Consider the following 22,199-nt stretch of genomic DNA (forward strand, 5'->3'; position numbering starts at 1 on the left):
AAAACGAATTGTCCATCTGAAAAAGACTAGTGTCACTTTAACACATACAGTCATCAAATGTCACTACTTCTTAAAAAAGACAATGTATTCAGTTTTTTTAAAGTGTTTCTAGAGAGTGATATGGCTTAAAGTTCCTTTCTGCGCATTAACTGTTTTTTTATGAAAGCTTTCTCGATTAGATCATTGAGCTGTCGTTCTAGCTCCTTTTTTTCTTGAGCATCTGTTTCAAGCCTTATCTTCTTCTTCAGTTCACGAATCATAAGCTTTTCTTCTGATGAAAAATGAGAAGAATGCAGCATCATGTTCACCTCATTTCAGATTTGATCCACTGAACCTCCCTCTGTCTTAAGGATAAGATAATCTGAACACCAGAACATTTGATGTGTCATATAATCTGACACTTTTTTTATGGGAATTTACTCTTTTGAAAAAAACACCAAATTTGAGCTTGAGTTCAACTTACCAGGTTTGATGAATGGTTTAATAGAAAATGGCGGGCCTCTCATGATTTTATCTTCAGAAGTCGGAGATCTCGCCTTGATCTTGATGATGAACGAACAATAAAAAGACCTCCTCACCAGGGGTCTTTTTATTGTTTAAGAAAATTATTCTGTTTTTGAAGCTGGTTGCTCATGGCTTAAATCTGATTGAGCAATAACGACAGAAACTCCTTGTTGTTCAATGGCTGATAGATGGTCTCTCGGTGCATCATCATCTGTGATCACAACATCTACATTCGTAACAGGACCAACTTTTGCAAAAGCGTTAACTCCTATTTTGTAATGAGGGAATACACCAATTACTTTACGAGAGACCTTTCCAACAGCACTCATAAAAGCAGCTACTTCTGGAGTTGCCGTACTTATCCCTCTTTCGGAGATTCCGCCACCTGTAGCAAATGAAACATCAAAAGAATACTGACCGATGAGATTGGTTACTAAGGCATCCGTCATGTTGCCTGATTTCTTCACTTTTCCACCAACCATATAAAGATCAATGTTTTCATTCTTGCGAAGTGCATCAGCAGTTGCGAGTGAGTTGGTCACAACTGTTAATCGGTACTGAGGAAGATGCTTTACAATCTCATGGTGCATGCCTCCTCCACTTAGGAAAATGGTATCGTTCTCTTTGATGTACTTCACAGCTTCCTTCGCAATAGCTTTCTCATACTTTGATCCTTCTCCAAAACGAACTTCATTCGGCGAAGGCCCTTTTTTTACTTCTGTTACAGGAATAGCGCCACCATGTGTACGTTTAAGCAGCCCATTATCCTCAAGAGATGATAAGTCTCGGCGAATAGAATCAATCGAAACTTGGAGGGCATCTGATAATTCTTTTGCAAGCACTCTTCCTTCGTTCTTAAGCACTTCTAAAATCTTTTCTCTTCTTTCTTCAGAAAACATAATCTTTTCCTCCATTACCTCTTATTTCCACGTGGTACTGTAATCATATGCTGTTTCACGCTTGTTTGTCAAACATATTTTGCATGTTTTTTCCTGTTTTAATTTAAAACAAGCTAAAACAAGCATTCATGGTAGCTTGTTTTAGCCCGAATTGGTAGGTAAATAGAATAGAATATAATATGGAAGTTTTCCAGTTTGTACTTCTGACAAATACAAATTCATTACATTTGTATTTGTCTGGGGTCAGACCCCTAGTCCTCTACTTTGATCAGGAAAAGACGTTCGTGAAATCGGCCATGTTTTCTAGCCTTTTCCTGCCTGATCTCATCCAGTTCTCTTAAAGTAAGTTCATGCACTTTCGTTAACGCGATTAAGATCTCAAACAATTCTGCTAGCTCTTCCGCTGCATCTATCTCACTTTTAGCTTCACCATACTCTTTTACCCCTTCAGTAAGCTTTTTCTTAAGCTCACTTTCAAACTCCTGATTTCCAAGGATCCGAAAAGTTCCCTTCTTCCCAGCCTGTTCGAGCAGTTCTGGTATTTTATCTCTCACTAATTTATTGTAATACGCCATTGGCTCTTTTCCTTTCCAGCAATTTCACAGCATCTCAAAAAAAACTTTCCTATATAAACGATATGCATCAAGTTAGTTTTTTAGCAGAAACAACAGCTAAAAAAATGATGGCGCTCAAACCGAATACTGGATACAAATAATGCAGAAGTTCAGAATATCCTACTTGACTTAACAAGTAACTCCCTGTCATTAAAGCGATTAAGATGACTTGATTGGATAACCTGACATTTCTTTGCAACGCTCCTGCTAGCCCGAAGATGTTTCCGATCAGTGTCGAGAAGATCTCACCGTAGATCACGAAGACAAAAATATAATGAACTACTACACCAAGACCGCCTACTATTTCAGCAATCGGTATCTCATAGCTCATGACACGCGGAACAGAATAGAGCACATACTGACTATTTAATAGAATAAACGTTAATCCTAGGCCGCCTAAAAAACCGCCCCACTTAATAACAGATTCATCTTTAGCTTCTCGTGAGAGTGGAACGAGAACGGCTTGTGCCAAGGTTAAGTTAAATGCTGCATAGGCAAACGGACTTACAATCCATCTCCAATCACCAACAAAGTCTTGTTCAACAAATAACTGCCTTCCTGAAGAAAGATCAAACATGGATACTGACAATACGATAGAAAAGAATATCATGATGGGGACGATCAATGAGTTTGTCCAAAGAATACCCTCTATCCCTTTTTTCATAACGAAGTAGGTTACAAGTAACGTTAATAGTATTCCCATTTGAAAAGGAAGATGAAGCTGTTCCCAAAACAAGGCTCCTGCACCTGATAACATGACTCCCGTTACTCCAAAGAGCATGATCAACATTAATACGTTTACGATTCGTGAGGCGACCGCTCCAAACAAATATTGATTCATCTCATCAAAAGAGGTTGCACCTAGCCGCTTTGCCATAATCATAAGTTTTGTACCAATCACGATAAAAAGAAAACCACTGATCAGAATTCCCACAAAACCGGCTGAGCCGTATCTTGTAAAAAATTCGACGATTTCTCTTCCTGTAGCAAAACCAGCACCTACAACAGTGCCGATGTAAGTGGCGGCTATCTGCAATATTTGTTTTATTCGACTACTCATGCCCTCACCTCCATGGCCATATCTTTTACAAACATATGCATGGACAAGGATTTTAGAAGAAAAAGAAAAAACAGCAAGATTTCTCTTGCTGCCATAGATCACTTATTAAATATGTATTGCTTCACTGTATCCTTCAGTTATTACCCTGTTCTTTCCCTGTCTCTTTGCAACGTACAAGCTATTGTCGGCACCTTCAAAGAATGCTTGTTTATGCATACCTCTTCTGTACGTTTGTAATCCAGTACTGATTGTTATGTTCTCTTGCTTCACTTCGGGGTGCTCTAGCCCTTGTATGACCAATCGAACCTTTTCTAATAATGTAAAGGCTTGTTCTTCACTTATATCATTTAAGATAACCACAAACTCTTCCCCGCCGTACCGTGCGACAAAATCATCTGTGGTCACATTATCTTTTATAGCCTTCGCAATTCGTTTCAACACGATATCTCCAATGCCATGACCATATGTATCGTTGATTTTTTTAAAATTATCTATGTCCATAACCGCTAAATGAACCGGGTAATGATACGTTTCCGCTTGAAGCAACAGCACGTCCATATATTCATAAAAGGCCATGTGATTGTACAAACCTGTTAGAGCATCTGTCTTCACTTGCTTTTCCATAATTGTCGATTTCACCATTAGATCTTGATGATCTGCCTGCGCTTTGTTTAGTTCTTTCGCCATCTCATATCCTCGACTCATGATCCCAACACAGATAGCAGTTGAGGTTAAGAGAATACATATCATTGAGATCTGATCCATCACATCATTCATGTTTTTTAAGACCGGATGGAAAGTCGAAAGCAGCAGATAGGTAATTGAGCTGAGAGCAAAAGATAACCATACTTTTTTCTTTTTAAAATATATCGTCGAAATCAACATAGGAAAGAACAGACTCGTATACATAACATACATTTCATAATGAACGCTGATTAAGATCGCAGAGAACATACTTGCTGTCCAAATTATTATGTAATCAATGTATATTGTTTTCTTTTTAAAACTCCATTCAGCCAAACAAACCATAAAAATTAAAAGTGTTGTTGGTAGAACAATGTACATCCCAATAAACTCTTCTAATGGTTTAGATGTAAAAAAACTGTTAATGACCTCTACACACACTGACACAAAGATTACAACCCAAAATACATTTATTATTTTTCGATTCCAGGCGATGTGATTTAAGTGTGCAGGCAGGTGTTTTTTTTCCAATACATTCACCTCATCTACACGTATCCAACATCATTATAACATTTTTTTCCTTCTTTCATTTTGTTTTCTAAATTATTTCTTTTCCAACACATAGCTCTTTTTCAATAATTTTCTACACATATAAAATGAAAAACGCACAGCAAAATGAATCTGCTGTGCGGCTTTTTTCTTCATTATTTATTTAATTTTCACACGTTTCTTTTTAGGTAGTTTATCAAGGAGCCAGCCTCTGCCTACTTCACAAAAACGAATCGGCATCTCAAGTGTCGCGAGTATCTTATCCTTTCCATGAATGGTAAGTAATCCTGTCTCATCGTTCACTTGATCAACAACTGCATTTTCGGTACCCGAGAGCGGAAACGCCCATTTGTTGTTACCAGAGTCCTTGATCTTAATCATTCTTCCGTCACAAGTTACTTTGTGGCAATGTGGAGGCAAGCCTAACGTAATTTTATTCATTGCATTTCTTTCCTCCCTTTCCGGATTTGTTTCATTGTAACAGATATAGTGCGTGTCTGACTCCATATTTTTTAAATTTTTTGACTATTTAACACATTTGAAATAATGCTTCAAAAAATTAGGGGACAAGTAGTAGGTAATCGCCAAAACGTATCGTTTCGTACAAACATATACTATACAAATTGGAGTTCAAAGGGGGAAGGAACGAGTGGAAAAATGGTCCATGCTATACAATATGACTGTAGTATCATTAGGAGCAGTTGCAAGCTTCCTGTTTGGTACACCCGGCATGTTATTCAAGACACTTATCTTATTCATTGTATTAGACTATTTAACCGGCATGGCTGCTTCAGCTTACGAAGGTAGATTGAACAGCAAAGAGGGCTTTAGAGGTATACTAAAAAAAATGATCATTTTCGCGATCGTGGCAGCGGCCCATTCTCTCGACCAATTGCTAGGTGGAAACTATATCCACAGTGCCACCATCTTTTTTTATCTATCTAATGAATTGTTATCAATTATTGAGAATGCAGGAAGAATGAATGTTCCAATTCCTACTTTCATAAAAAATGCCGTTTCTCTGTTAAGACAGAAAAACGACAATCAAAATAAGTAATTGTTAATTGGAATAAAATTGTGAGATTTTTTTTGCGATCGCTTGCGCATCGATCTGGTATTCACCAGCATCAATGCGTTTTTTAATATCTAATAGTTTCTTCTCTCTTATGTTCAATTGAGCATTTTCATGCAGCACTTTTGCTTCATTAGATATGTATAATTCATCTTTAGCAAATGATGGCGGCTTTACAGAAGGCTGCTGATATACTTTATTCACATCATATTTTCGCTGAACGGGTTGTTGTCCGTCAATTCTCATGATTTCACCTCTTCTGAATATTGAAATGTGCCAAGCCATTTCCATTTGTCATCATAATCTAAGTTGTCCAACAGTCTGAAGAACAATTCTTGTCCTGATGGATCCCATTTTACTTCAAACTCATTTCCATTTTCTTTATCCTTACAAAAAGAATGAATCCACTGTGAAGTAAACAAGTAAGGCGTAAACTGTTCAAAGTCTAATAGATGTTTCTCTAACAATTGAATGACATCATCATGTGTAAGTTTATGCATCATTAGAATCGTCCTTTGTTTGTGGTCGTCTTAACCTGTGACTATATAATTCGGCCACAATCTATTTTTTGAGGGTATACGAAAAAATATTTCACATTTTTTTCTATTATTCGTTGTTGGTACCTGCTTGCTTTAAGGAATTCTACCCGCTAACACAGTATGTATAAACCTATTTCCTTTCTACGATTCAAATGAAAGGTCTATAATGAGAAGTAAAGAAATACATAACAGAAGGTGTTTACATGAAATTAACGTTCTCTTCTCTTCAATGGATGGTGTTTATCCTTGCGGGTAGTTTAGTTGCTCCCATCGCTATTGGTGATGCGTTTGGAATGACACAAGCGGAAACCGCAGAACTATTACAGCGGTCATTCTTAATTATTGGTGCGTCTGCGATTCTACAAGCACTATTTGGTCATAAGCTGCCGATCAATGAAGGTCCAGCTGGATTATGGTGGGGTGTTTTTACAGTTTATGCGGGCATTGTAGCTTCTGGGGCATTAACGGTGGCTGATGGCCTGCAGCAACTGACAGCTGGCATGCTGATCAGCGGAATCCTTTTTTTACTGCTAGGCATGTTTCGTATTATCAGTTCGGTCAGAGCTCTTTTTACTCCTTTAGTAACGGGTACTTACTTAATCCTACTCGTCTCACAATTGAGTGGCTCTTTTATTAAGGGTATGCTAGGAATTGGATATCTACAGGAAGGCGCAGATACCAAAGTAGCTCTTACTTCACTCTTCATCTTAGTTTTATCTATCGTACTTGGAAAATCCCGTGTGAAATGGTTAAGAAGTTATTCCATCTTGATTTCTTTATTACTCGGTTGGGGACTTTTTAAACTCTTGAATTTAACAAAAGAAACGATGCATAGTAATACGACTTTTGCTTTTCCAGAATTATTCGCTTGGGGTATGCCAGAGCTATCTTCCGGAACAATCATCACTTCCCTATTCGTCGGGATGCTTTTACTTACAAACATGGTAGCTAGTATTAACGTGGTCGAAAAAGCCTATGAAACAGAAAACAAAGATTATGAACCTATCAATTACAATCGCTCATCCATCATGATGGGGATAAACACATGGATAGCAGGTCTATTTTCAGCTGTTGCAAGTGTACCGATCTCAGGTGCTGCTGGATTCATCTTAACGACAAAAATGTTTAGCAAATTAGCATTCATCATGGGTAATGCACTTATTATCTTGATTAGTTTTTTTCCGCCACTTACCTTTTTCTTTGCCGGTATTCCTGCACCGGTAGGATATGCAACGATCTTCCTTCCTTTTTCGAGTATGATCGGTCTAGCTTTCAAAGAATATAAAAATGAATTAAAATCGGAAAACAATCTTTTTATTATCAGTACTTCCCTTATGGTTGGAATCGGAAGTCTCTTTATTCCTGCTGCCGCATTAAAAGATTGGCCCAATATTATCGTAACTTTACTAAGCAATGGCCTGATCATGGGGATGCTCACTTGCATGATTCTTGAACAGTTTTATAAACGCAGAAGTTCACATCAGCATGTCCAAAAAGAAGAATGAAAATAGAAAATAAAGAAGGGCTCCCTTAATACTGGGAGCCTTTTTTCTTAAAGTTTTTCTGAAACCGGAATTTCCGAGTGAAATTTAAATACAGCCTCTGCTAATTCTTTTCCATGATCAAACATCATTAAATGTGTCGTGTTTGGAATAACAACAGTCTCACTGTAAGGCAAATCTTTTTTTGCCAAATCAATAAACTTTAAAGATTTTTGAAAGTGATCTTCTTTTTCAGCAGGCAGAAATAGAACAGGAGACTGAACCTTCTTATACCAAGTTAAGAAATCTATATAATAGATTTCAGATATGATCTTTTCCATCGTTTGGCCGGTAGTAATATTGCCTACTTTTCCGTTCTCTTTCAGACGAGGTTCATACGCAGCAATATAATCAGCTCGTTCCTTGTTCCATGGTAACCATTGTTCTTGATAAACTTGTTGATATTCTTCTACCGATTCGTAATCTGGATCCAATTGTCCTTCAAACTTAGCAAGATGCTCATCTAAGGTCTCATCGTAAAGACCATGCTCACCAGAATCATTTATGATCGCACCGTCTATGTTGGAAAGTGACAACACGCGATCTTGGCGCATCGCTGTGAAGTATAGCCCAATCATACATCCGTACGAGCTTCCTAAGAGATGAGCCTTATTAATATCGAAATGATTCATTACACTCTCTAAATCGTTTGCCGTGTCTTCGAATGAATACCCCTGATCGGGTTGATCAGATTTTCCATGTCCACGAAGGTCATAGCTTATTATTCTATAATGACTCTTAAAAAAAGGGATCACTGGATGCCATCCTTTAGCTGTTCCACCAAGGTAGTGAATTAAAATCAACGTATCCCCCGAACCGCCATAATCATAACCTGAAAGCATTGTGCCATCATGAGATCGTATCTTATGTTCTTCAATTAGAATATCCATTTATCTTACCTCCTCTTTCATACGCTTTTGCAGATTTGGTTTTGTGCGAGAATGGATCTCGTTCAATTTATTTTTTATATCTTGTTCAATATCTCTTTGGAAGAACGTTGCAAATTTGCAAAGATAAGCGATGCTATCTGCAATTTCTTTTCCAATGTCTTCAGCAACTTCTTCCTTTGCGAGTTGAAAAGCTTTTTCCCCTTCAACACCTTCTTCTTTCATGTCATACGCCCTATTTAACATTCTTCTTAATTCTTCAGCAATTTCCGCTATTTCTGTTGTTAATAGTAAATGATTAAGCAAAAGAGATTCCGTGCTCTTATCAGCACCTTCTTGACTAATCTCCCATCCTCTTTCCAATTGAAAATCCTCTAACTCTTTATGTATCTTTCTCATATTTAAAATTCCTCCGTTCTTCATCTTACCCACTACATAATTCTCCACAATTTTACAAAAACCTTTTTATATACTTAAATAATAGGGTATAATATCACCAGAATATGGAGGTTGTACAATGGAACGCAAAATGGCAAACCGACCTGATTGGAAAAGAGTAACAGACAGACATTTTGAAGTAACGCATAAGGAAAATTCTTGTTTTAATGGGAAAGTAACAGCAATCCATCTAAAGCAAGTGTCTGAACCATTAATTGTTAACTATAAAGATCATGAAGTATGTATTGCTGACTCTGGATATACATGGATGCAGCATTTTCCAAAGGGAGAAAAATATACGATCACAACCGTATTAGATGGTAACGGGAAGGTTGTGCAGTTCTATATAGATATGTGTATCGATCATGGAGTGGATGAAAACGGAATTCCTTGGTTTGATGACCTCTATTTAGATATCGTTATCCTTCCTGATAAGGAACTCTTTCTTTTAGATGACAATGAGTTGATGGATGCATTCAACAAAGGGATTATTGATGAACATCAAATGAAACTAGCTCATGAGACAGCTCAAAAAATTATCGCCATGCATAAAGAAGGAAAGTTTGAACAACTCGAAACATGCATTGAGCATGCTGAAGAATGGATAAAAGAAAAAAAGTTCATCAATAAGTAAAAAAAGACAAAAAACCAGAGGGCTGTTACCCTCTGGTTTTTATCTATTTATTTACATTCTTACTTTTCTCTAAAAAACGCAAAGCATCTTCTACTTCATCTAAAACTTGTGATCCGATGATCCCTTCTTCCTCATCTAAAAAAGTAACTTGGAAATAACCACTCTCACCCTGAGGAACATATCTCATTCTGACAAGTTCCAGCTGTTGATCTTCTTCTCTCCAAAACTCTAATTCTTGTTCAGGATTGTTCATCAATTGTTCGATTTGATCACTATTCATCTGTAAGACACCTCTAGATTACTCTGATTAATTTAGTATATACATTTTTACCCTAAATAAAATCCTCTAAACCATTAGCAACATCCGACATTTCCTGGGGAATATTGTCTATGTCTGTTATTGCACGTATGGAGAAATCCTCACCCACCGTGCTAATGCTTCTTCTGTGCTAATTATTTCTGCAAATTCTTTATGAAGATGAGCAAGAGCAGACTCATGGACATCTTGAGCCGAAAAAACTGTTCCATCATAAGAATTTATTTTGAATGCAGCAGTCGCATCATGGATGAGAGACACGCTAAACCCATAATTAGCTGCCATTCTTGTAGTAGTAGAAACACAATGGTTCGTCGTTAAACCAATGATCAAGATGTGTTCGATTTCGTGTGTTTCTAATGTTTCTTTAAGCTTCGTTCCGATAAAAGCACTATTAACGCTCTTAATGAACAAAGGTTCATCTTCTTTAGGTTCAAAGCCTGTTTTCAACTGATAACCTAATTTTAAAGGGTGCAATGGTGAGTGTTCATTTTCTGATTGGTGCTGCACATGAAAGATCGGCAACCCTACCTCTCGAGAGGCACCAAGCAATGTAAGCATATTCACTTCAGCATTCGCATTATTTCGTTCTCCCCAGAAATTTGTATCATCAAATCCTTTTTGAACATCAACAATAAGCAAACATGCTTTTTTCACAATTCGTTCTCCTTTTATTCAGATTGTAACCTTATGACATACCTTTTTCGATACAACTTTAATTTTTCCTGCCGTACTATTTTGGATGAGGTTCTCATATTTTGGGAGTACTTAGACAAGCTACTTGAATAGGAGGATCACTTTTGAACGAGATCATGATATTGAGTATGCATTTTGTTATGCTTGGTATCAGTTTAGCTATTCCTATCGGGCCAATTAAACTTGAGATGATTAAATACGGACTATTTGGTGGTTTTTGGCCATCTTGGTTCGTTGGGATTGGTGCAGTATGTGCGGATCTATTGTTTATGTCTTTGATATTTCTAGGACTTACTTCTTTTCTGCATCATGAATGGATTACAATTCTCATGCTTATCATCGGAATTATTATGCTTAGTTATTTAGGAATTTCGACCATTAGAAATTCAGACTCAACCTTATCCTTACTAATAGACGACAAGATAAACCTCAAGAAACCTTTCTGGACAGGTTTTGTCATCGCTCTTATGAATCCTTATAATTTTATCTTCTGGTTTGGCATATATGGCGGTTCACTTCAAAGCATACCTTCTACCACAAATGAAATGACCAGAATTGCTTTAAGTCTTTGCATAATTGCAGGGATTGTCCTGTGGAATTTAAACGTTGCATTTACCGTCCATTTTTTTCGTTTTTTGATTAATGAGATTACGATAAGGTGGCTAGCAAGATTTGCTGGAATCGGTCTAATTGGTTTCTCTAGCTTTCTTGCATACAAATTGTTTTCAATCCTTTCATAAACAAAAGGCGCTGCTATGAAATAGCCAGCGCCTCAAGTCTTTTACTTATCATACTTGTCTCTATCTGATTGTTTCTCTTCTTCTCTGTCTAACTCTTTTTCATACTCCTCGTGATTTCTGTTCTGAACAACATTTCTTTCTTTTCCTGTGATGTCAGTAGCAACAAAACTTTCATATTCTTCTACAAATCCGTCATCATCATCAGAGTCTTCGTACATCTCGTTATAGTCTCTTTTATCAGGATCGGTAAAGTCTGAAGGCGTTTCACTCGTACCATATTTAGCAACGGACTGCCATGCATCTTCTCCATCAAAAAAAGTAGCATCCTTATTGTCATTGCTTCTTGTTTTATAATCTGGACCAATAACCTCTTCTTCAATAGGACGATCATCTGATGAACTTTGTGCAGGACTATGCTCTTTACAATAAAGCGTAAAAGGGACTACCTCTAAACGTTCCTTCAGAATGTCATTGCCACACGTTTTACAAATTCCGTATTCACCTTTATCGATACTTTTTAAAGCTGTGTCGATATCTTCCAGCTCTTTTTCATGTAGATCATTTAGAGCAATATCTTTTTCTTTTTCAAATAATTCTGTGCCGAGATCACCAGGATGATTATCATAATTAGACAGTTCGCCTGTTGATTCTTTCGGAAATTCTGAATCATTACCAAAAGACTCGTTTCTTTCTCTCATACCTTTTATCTCTTCTTTTCGTGATAATAAGATTTGTTTAAAATGGTCCATTTCTTGTGTAGATAATGCCATGATTCAATCTCCCTTCTTACTTCGATATACCATTTCATACCCTTTATTCCGAATAATTATCCATCCTGTGTATTTTGCACCTTAATCATGCATGCTATACTAATCAACAACTTATTACCTTTGTTATATAGAACAACACCGTTTGTTTTTCCGTTTCTTAATCATCAAATAGTCGCTTGTAAATCGAAATACCTATTTTTTAGCAAAAAATGTTCTAAAGTGTTGAAAAATTGCTTTTTTTCCAACTTTTTGTAAGGTATGCTAATAATATCTTTTTAAAGTAATAGTAAGAAAGGCGGTGGATCATGAAGATCTATGAGAGTTTTGAAAAGCGTTTATTAAAAAATTATGTGATTGGTTCGACCGCTGCCGTTTTAGGAGTGGGAGGAGTATTTGTTTTTACTACCCTCCGTTTATCCATGTTTGAATTTATGATCTTGTGTGGCATTCTTCTTACTTCTTGTGTGATTATGTTTTCACTCGAATATGTTTTCTTTCGTATGCATACAGCTATTTTTAAAAATTACTTTTCAAAACAAAAACCTGCTTTACAGCTCGCTGAAAAAACATATTTTCATGCACATCATTTCCCGATCAGAACTGTAAAGAGAATTCTCGGTCCGCATCTGTTAGGATTATCTATACCAGCGCTATCCTTAACTGCTATAGCCATCTCACTAGAATATTTATCACTTCCCTATTATTACATGTATCTTGCATCACTCGGAGCGATATTAGTAGCAGGTATGCATGCGATAATTGAATTCTTTTTAACCACCAAGGCCGTTCAGCCTGTGCTTCGCACCATTCAAGAAAGAACGCTTAAGGACCATGGGAAAATACTGTCTCTAGCAACGTCTAAACACATATCTATTCAACGAAAAATTCAGTGGAGCACTTTATTTATTGGTACGTTCCCACTTCTTTTATTCGCACTTGCGAATCAAGTTCGACTATACCATCTATCAGCGCCTGTGAATGGATCGTATTGGAGCTGGGCTTTCTTTATCTTATTGATTGGTATTTCTTTTGCTATCTATGGAGCCTACTTATTGTTTAAAGATATTCAGCAGCCTATGGACGAACTTCAAGCAGGAATGTATGAAGTCCGCACCGGAAATTCTAATGCAAAAGTTCATGATCTGTATTCAGATGAATTTTCTAAACTCATAAAGGGTTTTAACCATATGGCTCATGCGATACAATCTCGTGAGCATGAAAATAAGCAGCTGCTCGAAAGTTTTTTTGCGACGATGGCCGCAACCTTGGATGCACGTGATCCATATACAGCAGGACATAGTTTACGAGTTGCTGATTATGCGATGAAGATCGGTCAGATGGCTGGATTGCCGTTTCAACAATTGGTCCAGCTTCGGAAAGCTGCACTTTTGCATGACATTGGAAAAATTGGAATACCCGATGTAGTTCTACTAAAAGAATCTAAATTAACATCAGAAGAATTTGAACAAATAAAAAAGCACCCGGTAATAGGTGCTGATATCCTTGCTCAAGTACAGCCTTATGATGCTATGCAACCGTTGCTACCTGGGGTTCGTTATCATCATGAACGTTATGATGGAAAAGGTTATCCTGAACAGCTGGCTGGAGAAAACATTCCTATTTTCGGAAGGATTATTGCTGTTGCCGATGCTTATGACGCAATGACGTCTGATCGGCCATATCGTAAAGGGATGACTCATGAAAAGGCATTGGCCATTTTGGAAGATGGAAAAGGCACACAATGGGATCCATACTTAGCCCAACTTTTTATTGAAGAGATGTCATTAAAATCTATTTCTTAAAACAGGAGGTTATTTTTGAATACATACGATCATTTTCCAGTTATTGAAACAGATAGACTTAGACTAAGACCAGTCATTGAGTCAGATTTAAAGGAGATTTATGCAGTCTTCTCAGATAGTGACGCTTTACGTTATTATGGAATGGCACCCTTACAAACGGAAGAAGAAGCCTATGAGCTTATTCAAGCGTTTGAAAAAGGATTCGCTACAGGAAGTTCAATACGTTGGGGAATCATTTTAAAAGAACAGGATAAACTTATCGGAACCTGCGGATTTCACAATTGGAGCAAATCAGATCGAAGAACAGAGCTTGGTTATGAACTAAATCGTGACTATTGGAATAACGGTTTCATGATCGAATCGTTACGAGCCATCCTTCACTACGGTTTCAACGGGATGGAATTTAATCGGATAGCTGCTGTGATCAGACCCGAAAACAAAGTTTCCCGTGCGTTAGTATCTAAACTTGGTTTTCATGAAGAAGCATTACTACAGGAACATCAAAGAGTGGGCGACCACTATTATGATATGTACATCTATTCCCTACTAAAAAAGAACGCAGATTTGTATGAACAAGAAGCTACTAGTCTTTAGCTTCTTGTTTTTTTTCTTTTTTAAAGGGTTGTTGCTATTAAAACTTTTTGCTTTTGAAGTGACCATGAAGGCAAAGAGCGCCTTCCTTATCTATTCACCTATTTACGAAGATAGCCTTACATTAGTCCGAAATAGGTTTCAAAGTAACTTACTAGAGGTATGAAAAGGAAAAAGGAGGTAATCAGGTATGGAACAAAAAGGTACATTTTATGTAACGGCGAAAGGTGATTTACAGCCCCTTCCTACTGACGACCATGTTCATTATTTTGAGATTCTAGCTTCTTATGATGAGAAGCAACAGCTAGAGCATCTTTTTGCTAAAATGCATGCGAACAATAAACAAGAAGGTTTAGATATTTTCTCACCAAAAAGACACTTTTCCGAATCACATGCAAAATACCATCGAGGAAAAGACAGTAAGCTTGTATACGAGTTATTTAGATATCTCTACTTATTAGGAACAGAAAAAACAAAACGGGAAATTGAAGAGATGGAAGTTTTGCCAGAATTATATGAAGCAAGCCATGATACAATTGAAAAAGTAAAATAGCACCGGAATCTTTTCCGGTGCCTTTTCTTTAAGCTATTGTTATTCCCACTCTATCGTTCCATCTTCTTTAATCCAAAATCTTACCATACCTAAATCATCCAACGCATGCTTGATCGTATTCGCTTTTTCACGATAACTTGGAGTGTCAGGATGAGCCAGTACTAAGGTTTTAGCAGGATTTTTTTCATGACTTTTTAGTAGATTTACAAATTTAAGGCAAAATTCATTCTGGTTTTGATAGCCAGGTAGTTCAGACATATTTCCTTGCGCTGCGATGAGAAGTGTATGATATTCATTCGTCGCTGTCATATCTACCCCATCAATCTCATGGCAAGTTCCCGTTTCATAACCTTCACGTAATAAATAAGTTTCAACTGCTTTTACCACTTCTGCTTTGTTCATTACAAATGCATCACTAATGTATGGATGGTCATGTAAAGCCAAACTCATCACTCCTTCTTATCTATAACAGCATTCGCAACACTTTCCTACCAATAAAGGGGTACTTAAATGTCGTATACCCCTATTTTTCTACCAAAAAACCGTCTATAAAGGATTTTTCTAAAAGAGAAACTTCTTTCCCCTTTCAACGTATTTCCTATAAGATAGAAATAAGAAACTATAGTTGGGGGATTCGTACATGGCTCAAAAAGCTGAAAAACAAAACCAATCCCGTATATGGACCATCATAGCGGGAATAGGTTTGTTTCTGTTAAGTAAATTAAAGTGGGTGTTCAGCCTGCTTAAATTAGGGAAATTTGCAACACTCATCTCCATGTTTATATCACTTGGTGCATATGCGGCGTTTTATGGCTGGAAATTCGCAGTAGCCATCGTTTATCTTATTTTTGTGCATGAGATGGGCCATTTAGTCGCAGCTAAACAAAAAGGAATTAAAACATCTCCAGCGATTTTCATCCCCTTTATGGGGGCGGCGATTGGTATGAAAGAGATGCCTAAAAATGCTAAAGACGAAGCTTATATCGCGTATGCAGGACCATTGTTCGGGTTATTATCTTTCTTACCAGCTGTGTTTCTGTATGAAGCGACTGCAGAACCATTCTGGGGCTTGGTCATCTTTTTAGGGGCTCTGATCAACTTATTTAATTTGTTCCCTGTCTCACCACTCGATGGCGGAAGAATCGTTGGGGTTCTATCTACTAAGATCTGGTTCATCGGCTTATTACTTGTTCTACCTTATTTGTTCATATCACCAGATCCAATCATTTTCTTAATCTTCATTTTCGGTATCTTAACTTGGTGGAAACGAGTTCGTGAAGATTTCGAACAAAACAAGTTAAAAGAAACGCTTACTTTGTTTCAATCCGAACAAGAGAAACTTACTGTGATCAATCAAGAGATGGATGAGTACAAAGACATGCCGAACTTTGGTTATATCATCGGAACTTACTTAGAAGATGTGAGAGTTGCCAAAGATAGACTAAAACGAAATATGCCCTCTGGTTCTTCATTTCCTGTTCTACAGGATAAGAAAAAGATTCGTAAGCATCGTACATTAGTAGAAATTGAAATATTAAACAATCGTGAACGTTTCTTACAAACACTTTTAAAAGAATATGAGAGCAATCAACGTCAGAGAGAATATATTCAAAACATGTATCAAGAAGCTGATCCTGAAGAAATCGCATCTTTACCAGAGCTTCAGAACTTTAGCCATAGCAGCTTGTTTGAAGCATATGAACAAAGCCTGTTATCAGAAAAAGCGAAAACAGAGAAACAATTTGAACAAACAAAGAACTATTACGTCTCAAACACAAAAACAAAAGTGATCGTGTTGATCATGTATCTATTGTTAGCAGGTGTCTTATCTGCTTTTGTTGTATACGGCAATCAACTTATGGATGCAAATCGTTTCTTAATCAGCTAGACCTAAAAAGCACCTCTTAATAGAGGTGTTTTTTTATACCCTTCTTTATACCTGCATGAACTTGTTTTTAGTACATTGGCAACAGAAATTCATAAACGTACAAAGGGCTTTTTGACTTATCTTTTGGATAGATAAAAGGTATGCCTCATCAATAACACGAATGGTGTAGAAAAATAGAAAAAAAGGAGCGAATATCACGATGCAAAAATTTCTTAAAGTTTTATTTTCACTCGCTGTCATACTTGGTATATTCTCAAACACAGCTTCAGCTGAAAAAGGAACACCTAACAAAGACGTGGTTGGAAAAGACATGTATGTGAATGTTGCTGCAGCGACTCTTTGGGTAGGACCAAATGCAGCAAGACCTGTAGATTCCCCATCCGTTTCCCACCCTGTTGACTTACGAAGGTGGTCAACAAGTATGACTTATGACGAGAAGCTTTGGTTAGTTGGAGAACTTGAAACACAAGCGCTATACGGTCAAAAGGTACATATTTTAGAACAACAAGAAGATTGGGTAAAAGTAGCGGTCTACGGCCAACCTACTCCTAGAAACGAGCTCGGCTATCCGGGATGGATGCCTCTTTCACAATTAACTTATTCTAAACATTTCAGTGAAGCTGAAGGAAAGCACTTTGCATTAGTCACGAGCCCAACAGCGTGGCTTTCTAAAGGACCATTCGGACATAAAAAAGAACTTGAAATAAGTTATAACACGAAGTTACCCGTTATTAAGAAAGTCTCAAAAACGATCGCTGTTTTAACACCACAAGGAAAAGTTCGTTGGCTTGATGCGAAAGATGCAAAAGTATACAAAAGTGAAAGTGATATCCCTGTTCCAACTGGAGAAGCTCTTGTAGAAGAAGCTAAGAAATTTCTCGGTCTTCCTTATTTATGGGCAGGTGCATCAGGATTTGGATTCGACTGTTCCGGATTTACACACACCATCCATAAAGCAAACGGCATTACTATTCCACGAGACTCTGGCCCACAGTCTAAAGAAGGGCTGATCGTTAATAAAGATCAACTGCAGCCAGGGGATCTAATGTTCTTTTCTTATGAAAAAGGAAAAGGACGCGTTCACCATGTTGCAATGTACGCAGGAAACGGTATGATGATCCACTCTCCAAATACAGCTTCTACTGTAAGACTTGATCCCATCTCAACACCTGCTTATGCAGAAGAGTTCTCAGGTGCACGTCGTTACATTCCACAACCATAACAAAAAGCAGAGCACGGTGAAATGTGCTCTGCTTTTTTATTACCTTCTATTATTCTAAACCTTCTATTTTCATCTCCGTTACCGGTAAGAATGCTTCTCCTGTATTTTGAAAAGTTACATTAACCTTATCTTGTTCTTTTAAATAGATGGCTAGCGGATTACTTTCTGAAGATACGATGTAGCTTTTACGGTTATCCAACAAGAACGATACGGTCGTATAATCTCCAACTTTTTCTTTATATACACGAAGAACGGTTCCTGAAGTCTGTTTTTCTTCAGCATCTGATGTTCCGTCCACTGTTCCTCCACCTCGTTGCAATGCTGTTTTATATTGTTTTATTGCAGCATTCGGTGTATTGGCATATACAGAGATCTCTGGATTTGCAGCAGAAACGATAAAATAGTTTTGTAAAAATCCATTCGAATCTAGAACAGGAGTCAGCCAGCTTGCTTCTCCATAGAAGTTATAGAGTACAGGCATCTCGCCGTCCCATTTTTTCTCGATAAATTTCTTTTCTATGATCTCTAAAGCTCCTTCAGAATCCATATAAGATTCTTCGAGATTACCAGTATAATAGGTTGCCTTCCCCGTTCTAGCATCTGTTAATGAATAACCGAGCATAGAGTCGACTCCCTCTTTCGGACTTGTGAAGTCGGTAAAGTAAAACATATCCCCATTCTCATCAAAGATCGGGCTCACATTCGCTTCCGTTCCTTCATCAGAAGGCAGTTTTACATCTTTTTTACCGAATTTGCTGTTCCAAAAACCATGAACATAGTTACCAAAATAGCTGTTTTGAAGGCTCACTGTTTCTGGAGATACAGCGCCATCAATAAAGGCTGGAATATCCTTGATCAGATATTTCTTTGTATTCCCATTCTCCGGATCTGTAACAACAATACCTTCTACTTTAAAGCCGTTACGAGCTGAGATGAACTCTCCATAGGAGCGAATGTAAAACGGCTTCCCATTATCATCGATCTCTAGCTGTGGTTTGCCATAGAAAATGTATTCTGGAAAACTTGAACGCATATGACGTTCAACGTTCTTATTAAAATACGAAGATGGTGTATAACTCATCTCAGATTTAACAAACTTCGGATTTGCTGATGAATCAGTAGCACTTAATGTAAAATAACCAGGTGTTACATCACCGTTCCACCACTTAAAAAGTCCAGAGAACTCTACGGGTGCGATATATACGTATTTACCATCCACTTTTTGGATCTGCAGATTTCCTAGTTCATAAAAGCTTGTATTTGGTACTTGGCCAAACGACTTTCTCATTTTATTTCTTGCAAATTTAGGCGGCACACTTGCCGGAGTTTCTTTCTCATCAAAAGACTCGATCTCTGTCTTTTCTGCCATTTTGGATGACTGATATTTTTCACCCGAATTAAATAGTCCAGCAGTAAGAAAAAAGATACCAATCATCAAACTGATAAGAAATAAGACTAGCTTGATCAATCTCTCTTTACCAGTTGCAAAAAACGCACCAATAGCCGTAACAATAATCGCTAATATCCAAATGGAAGAAATATTGCGATCGAGATTTGTTATATAGTAGAAAGCAAATACAACAGGAACGGTACAAATGATAATACCGATCATTGCCCCAGTCAGATTGTTTTTCTTCTCTTTTTTAACCGGCTTTTTGCTGCTAGAAATCGGAAAGATCACTAATGCTGCAGCAAGCCCTACAATGATGGAAAATAACAAGATGTTCATAAACTATCCCCTTTTTTAACATTCATTTACTTCTTAACCCTATTAAGCAATACGATTGAATATGTAAAAAGTTCCATAACATATTTTGAATAAGAAAAAAGCTAACTTATTTAGAAACAACTGAACTGCAGCTCTAATCCTTTTTACTATATAATGGAATATAAAGGATGTGCGGTTAGGGTTATTGTTTATGCGGAAATTACTACTTACAAAGGCAACAAGAAATAAACTAAATAGTCGTTTGTGCTCCACTAATTACTGATTCTTAAAAGGAGTTGTTACACGATGAAATACTCATCAAAAAAAGATTGGTGGCTTGGATTGATCCTCTGGGGCGCTGTTGCTTATGGCGCTTATATCAGTACATATGCCTTAATAACAGAAAAGGCAAACCTTCTAGGAATATTGATTACGGTCATTATTAATCTTGCCTTAATTGGCTTTATCAGTTGGCTGTGGTTTACAACCTATTATGTCTTAGATGAAGATGAACTAATTATTAGAAGTGGTCCGATCAACAAAAGAATTCCATATCGTGAAATCTCATATGCACATAAGACACTGAATCCCATATCAAGTCCCGCACTCTCATTAAAACGAATCAATATTACGTACCAGTTTGGAATGGCTCTTATCTCTCCAAAAAATCGAGATGAATTTTTACAAGAATTAAGTGAAAGATGTCCGAATGCAACTATCAAATATGATTAGGAGCTGCTATTGATGAATGAAACCTATCAAGCTGTATTTTTAGATCGTGATGGAACGATCGGCGGTTCGGATCATATTGAATATCCAGGGGATTTTAAACTTTTTCATTATACAGAAGAAGTGATTCAAAATCTCAAATCCAAAAACATTCCCGTTTTTTCATTCACGAATCAACCTGGAATCAGTCGTGGTGCTGCAGCCGAAACAGACTTTTTCACTGAATTAACGGCGTTTGGATTTGATGATGTGTATCTATGTCCACACCACCATTCAGAAGGTTGCGAATGCAGAAAACCTTCTACTGGTATGTTAAAAAAGGCGGCAAGTGATCATCAGCTGGATCTGTCAAAGTGTGTCGTGTTTGGTGACCGATGGACAGACATTGTAGCTGCCAAAACGGCTGGATGCAAGGCCATATTAGTTCTGACTGGTTCTGGCAAAGCATCATGGAATCAAAATCATACCTCTTCTATTATTCAACCTGATCATGTTGCAGCAACTTTAAAAGAAGGAATGACATGGTTGTTTGAGCATACGAATACAATCCAACATGTGAAATAAATAAAAAACGCCTCGAAAAAATCAAGGCGTTTTTACTATTAAATAAGTAAGGATTGTACAAAGACATAAAAGTTGAATGCAAATGCAAAAAAACAGAAATAGCTGATCCATTTTTTCTTTTTTTGCCGTTCTTCAAATCCCATAACAAGTAATAATAAAGCTAGTACTAGAGTAGTAAAAGGAGTAATATCAAGATTTCCTGTAGTTATGCTATAGATCGCAAGTAATAAGACGACTGCAGAAAAAGCAATTTTCACCTTACGAAACATAGAAACCTCTCCTCTACTTTAATGAATTCCTTTTTTCTTAAACCTTCCGCCTTTTACTTCAGCAATATCAGCAATCGCTAAAAAGGCACTCGTATCAAATTCATCGACAATATCTTTGAGTTTTGCCTCTTCTAAACGTGTGATGACACAGAATACTACACCTTTTTCGTCACCCGTATACGCGCCTTCACCTTTAAGGTATGTAACTCCACGTCCTAAGCGATGAAGAATAGCATCTCCGATTTCTTTATGGTTATCACTGATGATCCAAGCCGACTTGGATTCCTCAAGACCTGTAATCGTTAAGTCAATCGTTTTAAAAGCGATAAAGTATGCGATCAAAGAATACATCGCTCTATCCCATGTGAAAACAAAACCTGCCGCTCCGAGAATAAAGATATTAAAGAACATTATAATTTCACCAACAGAAAAAGGCAGTTTGTTATTTGAGAGTATAGCTAAGATCTCTGTACCATCTAATGATCCACCACTTCGGATTACCATTCCGATCCCGACTCCGATAAAGATACCGCCAAAAACAGTTGCTAATAATAAATCGTCTGTAAACGGTGGAACTGGATGCAATAGAGTGGTTGCGATTGAAAGAACGATGATTCCGTATAATGTTGAGAAAGCAAACGTTTTTCCGATCTGCTTATAACCAACAAAAATAAATGGTAAGTTCAATGCGAATAGAAAGAGTCCTAATTTTAATCCTGTTATATGTGATAGCATGATTGAGATACCCGCTATCCCACCATCAATAACATTGTTCGGTACTAGGAATATTTCTAGTCCGACTGCCATCAGTATGGCTCCGAAAGTTATGAGGATCGCTCTAGTAGCAAGTTTTCCTTTGGTTAGCTTTCGGTGTTGTTTTTTAATCTGTTCCATGGCTTGCGTATTTGTAATCGCTTCTCCTGTCATAAG

27 protein-coding genes and 1 pseudogene are annotated in these 22,199 nt (G+C 37.3%); 11 read left to right on the forward strand and 17 right to left on the reverse strand.

Going from position 1 to position 22,199, the window contains the following annotated elements:
- Window positions 1-125: 125 nt before the first annotated feature.
- The 6 genes from FS458_RS20760 to FS458_RS13940 all read right to left on the reverse strand — a co-directional run bounded on the left by FS458_RS20760 (window position 126) and on the right by FS458_RS13940 (window position 4,751).
- Entirely contained in the window at window positions 126-302 is a 177-nt protein-coding gene (locus tag FS458_RS20760; protein ID WP_186320559.1) for a hypothetical protein, read from the reverse strand.
- Between the two features lie 303 nt (window positions 303-605).
- On the reverse strand, window positions 606-1,403 hold the full coding sequence (locus tag FS458_RS13920) for a DeoR/GlpR family DNA-binding transcription regulator (protein WP_144701443.1): 798 nt from the start codon (window positions 1,401-1,403) through the stop codon (window positions 606-608).
- Window positions 1,404-1,654: 251 nt separating this feature from the next.
- Complete coding sequence (locus FS458_RS13925) at window positions 1,655-1,978, reverse strand: nucleoside triphosphate pyrophosphohydrolase (protein ID WP_144701445.1); 324 nt, start codon at window positions 1,976-1,978, stop codon at window positions 1,655-1,657.
- A gap of 67 nt (window positions 1,979-2,045) precedes the next feature.
- Window positions 2,046-3,077, reverse strand: coding sequence for a YkvI family membrane protein (locus tag FS458_RS13930; protein ID WP_144701447.1), 1,032 nt, complete (start codon window positions 3,075-3,077; stop codon window positions 2,046-2,048).
- A gap of 105 nt (window positions 3,078-3,182) precedes the next feature.
- Window positions 3,183-4,292, reverse strand: a complete 1,110-nt coding sequence (locus FS458_RS13935) for a GGDEF domain-containing protein (RefSeq protein ID WP_144701449.1) — start codon at window positions 4,290-4,292, stop codon at window positions 3,183-3,185.
- Between the two features lie 177 nt (window positions 4,293-4,469).
- Window positions 4,470-4,751, reverse strand: coding sequence for a hypothetical protein (locus tag FS458_RS13940; RefSeq protein ID WP_137790028.1), 282 nt, complete (start codon window positions 4,749-4,751; stop codon window positions 4,470-4,472).
- Window positions 4,752-4,959: 208 nt separating this feature from the next.
- On the opposite strand from FS458_RS13940, the gene FS458_RS13945 reads away from it, so the two are divergent.
- Window positions 4,960-5,367 (forward strand): phage holin family protein, encoded by a 408-nt coding sequence (locus FS458_RS13945; protein ID WP_260858637.1) that lies wholly within the window; start codon window positions 4,960-4,962, stop codon window positions 5,365-5,367.
- 3 nt (window positions 5,368-5,370) lie between these two features.
- On the opposite strand, the gene FS458_RS13950 is transcribed toward FS458_RS13945, so the two are convergent.
- Window positions 5,371-5,628: a flagellar biosynthesis anti-sigma factor FlgM gene (locus tag FS458_RS13950; protein WP_171005494.1), complete on the reverse strand. Its 258-nt coding sequence runs from the start codon at window positions 5,626-5,628 to the stop codon at window positions 5,371-5,373.
- The gene (locus FS458_RS13955; protein WP_144701453.1) at window positions 5,625-5,885 is read right to left on the reverse strand and encodes a hypothetical protein; all 261 of its coding nucleotides are present in this window, start codon (window positions 5,883-5,885) and stop codon (window positions 5,625-5,627) included. Before FS458_RS13955 ends, FS458_RS13950 begins: the two co-directional genes overlap by 4 nt.
- A 239-nt stretch (window positions 5,886-6,124) precedes the next feature.
- Between FS458_RS13955 and FS458_RS13960 the strand changes: the two genes are divergently transcribed.
- On the forward strand, window positions 6,125-7,426 hold the full coding sequence (locus FS458_RS13960; protein ID WP_144701455.1) for a purine/pyrimidine permease: 1,302 nt from the start codon (window positions 6,125-6,127) through the stop codon (window positions 7,424-7,426).
- A 47-nt stretch (window positions 7,427-7,473) separates the two neighbouring features.
- On the opposite strand, the gene FS458_RS13965 is transcribed toward FS458_RS13960, so the two are convergent.
- Both FS458_RS13965 and FS458_RS13970 read right to left on the reverse strand, forming a co-directional pair.
- Entirely contained in the window at window positions 7,474-8,352 is an 879-nt protein-coding gene (locus FS458_RS13965) for an alpha/beta fold hydrolase (protein WP_144701457.1), read from the reverse strand.
- Window positions 8,353-8,748 (reverse strand): hypothetical protein, encoded by a 396-nt coding sequence (locus FS458_RS13970; RefSeq protein WP_144701459.1) that lies wholly within the window; start codon window positions 8,746-8,748, stop codon window positions 8,353-8,355.
- Window positions 8,749-8,866: 118 nt separating this feature from the next.
- Here FS458_RS13970 and FS458_RS13975 point away from each other — a divergent pair, with 118 nt between their 5' ends.
- Window positions 8,867-9,421 carry a DUF402 domain-containing protein gene (locus tag FS458_RS13975; RefSeq protein WP_144701461.1) on the forward strand — a complete coding sequence of 185 codons (555 nt, stop codon included), beginning with the start codon at window positions 8,867-8,869 and terminating at the stop codon, window positions 9,419-9,421.
- 43 nt (window positions 9,422-9,464) lie between these two features.
- Here the strand turns inward: FS458_RS13975 and FS458_RS13980 are convergent, their stop codons facing one another.
- Together FS458_RS13980 and FS458_RS13985 are read right to left on the reverse strand one after the other, a co-directional pair.
- Window positions 9,465-9,701 carry a hypothetical protein gene (locus FS458_RS13980; RefSeq protein WP_144701463.1) on the reverse strand — a complete coding sequence of 79 codons (237 nt, stop codon included), beginning with the start codon at window positions 9,699-9,701 and terminating at the stop codon, window positions 9,465-9,467.
- 117 nt (window positions 9,702-9,818) lie between these two features.
- On the reverse strand, window positions 9,819-10,394 hold the full coding sequence (locus FS458_RS13985) for a cysteine hydrolase family protein (protein WP_260858638.1): 576 nt from the start codon (window positions 10,392-10,394) through the stop codon (window positions 9,819-9,821).
- Between the two features lie 143 nt (window positions 10,395-10,537).
- Between FS458_RS13985 and FS458_RS13990 the strand changes: the two genes are divergently transcribed.
- Entirely contained in the window at window positions 10,538-11,173 is a 636-nt protein-coding gene (locus tag FS458_RS13990; protein ID WP_144701466.1) for a LysE family transporter, read from the forward strand.
- A gap of 41 nt (window positions 11,174-11,214) precedes the next feature.
- Here the strand turns inward: FS458_RS13990 and FS458_RS13995 are convergent, their stop codons facing one another.
- On the reverse strand, window positions 11,215-11,943 hold the full coding sequence (locus FS458_RS13995; RefSeq protein WP_144701469.1) for a TraR/DksA C4-type zinc finger protein: 729 nt from the start codon (window positions 11,941-11,943) through the stop codon (window positions 11,215-11,217).
- A 305-nt stretch (window positions 11,944-12,248) separates the two neighbouring features.
- Here FS458_RS13995 and FS458_RS14000 point away from each other — a divergent pair, with 305 nt between their 5' ends.
- The 3 genes from FS458_RS14000 to FS458_RS14010 all read left to right on the forward strand — a co-directional run bounded on the left by FS458_RS14000 (window position 12,249) and on the right by FS458_RS14010 (window position 14,889).
- The gene (locus FS458_RS14000) at window positions 12,249-13,745 is read left to right on the forward strand and encodes an HD domain-containing phosphohydrolase (protein ID WP_144701471.1); all 1,497 of its coding nucleotides are present in this window, start codon (window positions 12,249-12,251) and stop codon (window positions 13,743-13,745) included.
- Window positions 13,746-13,760: 15 nt separating this feature from the next.
- Window positions 13,761-14,339: a GNAT family N-acetyltransferase gene (locus FS458_RS14005; RefSeq protein ID WP_144701473.1), complete on the forward strand. Its 579-nt coding sequence runs from the start codon at window positions 13,761-13,763 to the stop codon at window positions 14,337-14,339.
- Between the two features lie 187 nt (window positions 14,340-14,526).
- A complete protein-coding gene (locus FS458_RS14010) occupies window positions 14,527-14,889 on the forward strand; it encodes a hypothetical protein (protein WP_144701475.1) in 363 nt (120 codons plus the stop codon).
- Between the two features lie 39 nt (window positions 14,890-14,928).
- Here the strand turns inward: FS458_RS14010 and FS458_RS14015 are convergent, their stop codons facing one another.
- A complete protein-coding gene (locus FS458_RS14015) occupies window positions 14,929-15,333 on the reverse strand; it encodes a hypothetical protein (protein ID WP_144701477.1) in 405 nt (134 codons plus the stop codon).
- Window positions 15,334-15,529: 196 nt separating this feature from the next.
- On the opposite strand from FS458_RS14015, the pseudogene FS458_RS21275 reads away from it, so the two are divergent.
- Both FS458_RS21275 and FS458_RS14025 read left to right on the forward strand, forming a co-directional pair.
- Window positions 15,530-16,091 (forward strand): annotated as a pseudogene (locus FS458_RS21275) (site-2 protease family protein); the annotation flags it as partial.
- A gap of 885 nt (window positions 16,092-16,976) precedes the next feature.
- Window positions 16,977-17,999, forward strand: a complete 1,023-nt coding sequence (locus FS458_RS14025) for a C40 family peptidase (RefSeq protein ID WP_144701481.1) — start codon at window positions 16,977-16,979, stop codon at window positions 17,997-17,999.
- Window positions 18,000-18,048: 49 nt separating this feature from the next.
- On the opposite strand, the gene FS458_RS14030 is transcribed toward FS458_RS14025, so the two are convergent.
- Window positions 18,049-19,728, reverse strand: coding sequence for a hypothetical protein (locus tag FS458_RS14030; protein WP_144701483.1), 1,680 nt, complete (start codon window positions 19,726-19,728; stop codon window positions 18,049-18,051).
- A gap of 285 nt (window positions 19,729-20,013) precedes the next feature.
- Here FS458_RS14030 and FS458_RS14035 point away from each other — a divergent pair, with 285 nt between their 5' ends.
- Complete coding sequence (locus FS458_RS14035) at window positions 20,014-20,439, forward strand: PH domain-containing protein (RefSeq protein WP_144701485.1); 426 nt, start codon at window positions 20,014-20,016, stop codon at window positions 20,437-20,439.
- A 12-nt stretch (window positions 20,440-20,451) separates the two neighbouring features.
- Entirely contained in the window at window positions 20,452-21,000 is a 549-nt protein-coding gene (locus FS458_RS14040) for an HAD-IIIA family hydrolase (protein ID WP_144701487.1), read from the forward strand.
- 38 nt (window positions 21,001-21,038) lie between these two features.
- Here FS458_RS14040 and FS458_RS14045 read toward each other — a convergent pair whose 3' ends face one another.
- Entirely contained in the window at window positions 21,039-21,269 is a 231-nt protein-coding gene (locus FS458_RS14045; protein WP_144701489.1) for a DUF3953 domain-containing protein, read from the reverse strand.
- 18 nt (window positions 21,270-21,287) lie between these two features.
- A complete protein-coding gene (locus FS458_RS14050; RefSeq protein WP_370630092.1) occupies window positions 21,288-22,196 on the reverse strand; it encodes a YitT family protein in 909 nt (302 codons plus the stop codon).
- Window positions 22,197-22,199: the final 3 nt, after the last annotated feature.

This window comes from Fictibacillus phosphorivorans (genome assembly GCF_007673525.1).
Classification (GTDB): Bacteria; Bacillota; Bacilli; order Bacillales; family Fictibacillaceae; genus Fictibacillus; species Fictibacillus phosphorivorans_C.

Coding starts and splice junctions, on each gene's coding strand:
- FS458_RS20760 (WP_186320559.1), bottom strand. CDS start 302: ATGATGCTGCATTCTTCTCATTTTTCATCAGAAGAAAAGCTTATGATT.
- FS458_RS13920 (WP_144701443.1), bottom strand. CDS start 1,403: ATGTTTTCTGAAGAAAGAAGAGAAAAGATTTTAGAAGTGCTTAAGAAC.
- FS458_RS13925 (WP_144701445.1), bottom strand. CDS start 1,978: ATGGCGTATTACAATAAATTAGTGAGAGATAAAATACCAGAACTGCTC.
- FS458_RS13930 (WP_144701447.1), bottom strand. CDS start 3,077: ATGAGTAGTCGAATAAAACAAATATTGCAGATAGCCGCCACTTACATC.
- FS458_RS13940 (WP_137790028.1), bottom strand. CDS start 4,751: ATGAATAAAATTACGTTAGGCTTGCCTCCACATTGCCACAAAGTAACT.
- FS458_RS13950 (WP_171005494.1), bottom strand. CDS start 5,628: ATGAGAATTGACGGACAACAACCCGTTCAGCGAAAATATGATGTGAAT.
- FS458_RS13955 (WP_144701453.1), bottom strand. CDS start 5,885: ATGATGCATAAACTTACACATGATGATGTCATTCAATTGTTAGAGAAA.
- FS458_RS13960 (WP_144701455.1), top strand. CDS start 6,125: ATGAAATTAACGTTCTCTTCTCTTCAATGGATGGTGTTTATCCTTGCG.
- FS458_RS13965 (WP_144701457.1), bottom strand. CDS start 8,352: ATGGATATTCTAATTGAAGAACATAAGATACGATCTCATGATGGCACA.
- FS458_RS13970 (WP_144701459.1), bottom strand. CDS start 8,748: ATGAGAAAGATACATAAAGAGTTAGAGGATTTTCAATTGGAAAGAGGA.
- FS458_RS13975 (WP_144701461.1), top strand. CDS start 8,867: ATGGAACGCAAAATGGCAAACCGACCTGATTGGAAAAGAGTAACAGAC.
- FS458_RS13980 (WP_144701463.1), bottom strand. CDS start 9,701: ATGAATAGTGATCAAATCGAACAATTGATGAACAATCCTGAACAAGAA.
- FS458_RS13995 (WP_144701469.1), bottom strand. CDS start 11,943: ATGGCATTATCTACACAAGAAATGGACCATTTTAAACAAATCTTATTA.
- FS458_RS14000 (WP_144701471.1), top strand. CDS start 12,249: ATGAAGATCTATGAGAGTTTTGAAAAGCGTTTATTAAAAAATTATGTG.
- FS458_RS14010 (WP_144701475.1), top strand. CDS start 14,527: ATGGAACAAAAAGGTACATTTTATGTAACGGCGAAAGGTGATTTACAG.
- FS458_RS14025 (WP_144701481.1), top strand. CDS start 16,977: ATGCAAAAATTTCTTAAAGTTTTATTTTCACTCGCTGTCATACTTGGT.
- FS458_RS14030 (WP_144701483.1), bottom strand. CDS start 19,728: ATGAACATCTTGTTATTTTCCATCATTGTAGGGCTTGCTGCAGCATTA.
- FS458_RS14035 (WP_144701485.1), top strand. CDS start 20,014: ATGAAATACTCATCAAAAAAAGATTGGTGGCTTGGATTGATCCTCTGG.
- FS458_RS14040 (WP_144701487.1), top strand. CDS start 20,452: ATGAATGAAACCTATCAAGCTGTATTTTTAGATCGTGATGGAACGATC.
- FS458_RS14045 (WP_144701489.1), bottom strand. CDS start 21,269: ATGTTTCGTAAGGTGAAAATTGCTTTTTCTGCAGTCGTCTTATTACTT.
- FS458_RS14050 (WP_370630092.1), bottom strand. CDS start 22,196: ATGACAGGAGAAGCGATTACAAATACGCAAGCCATGGAACAGATTAAA.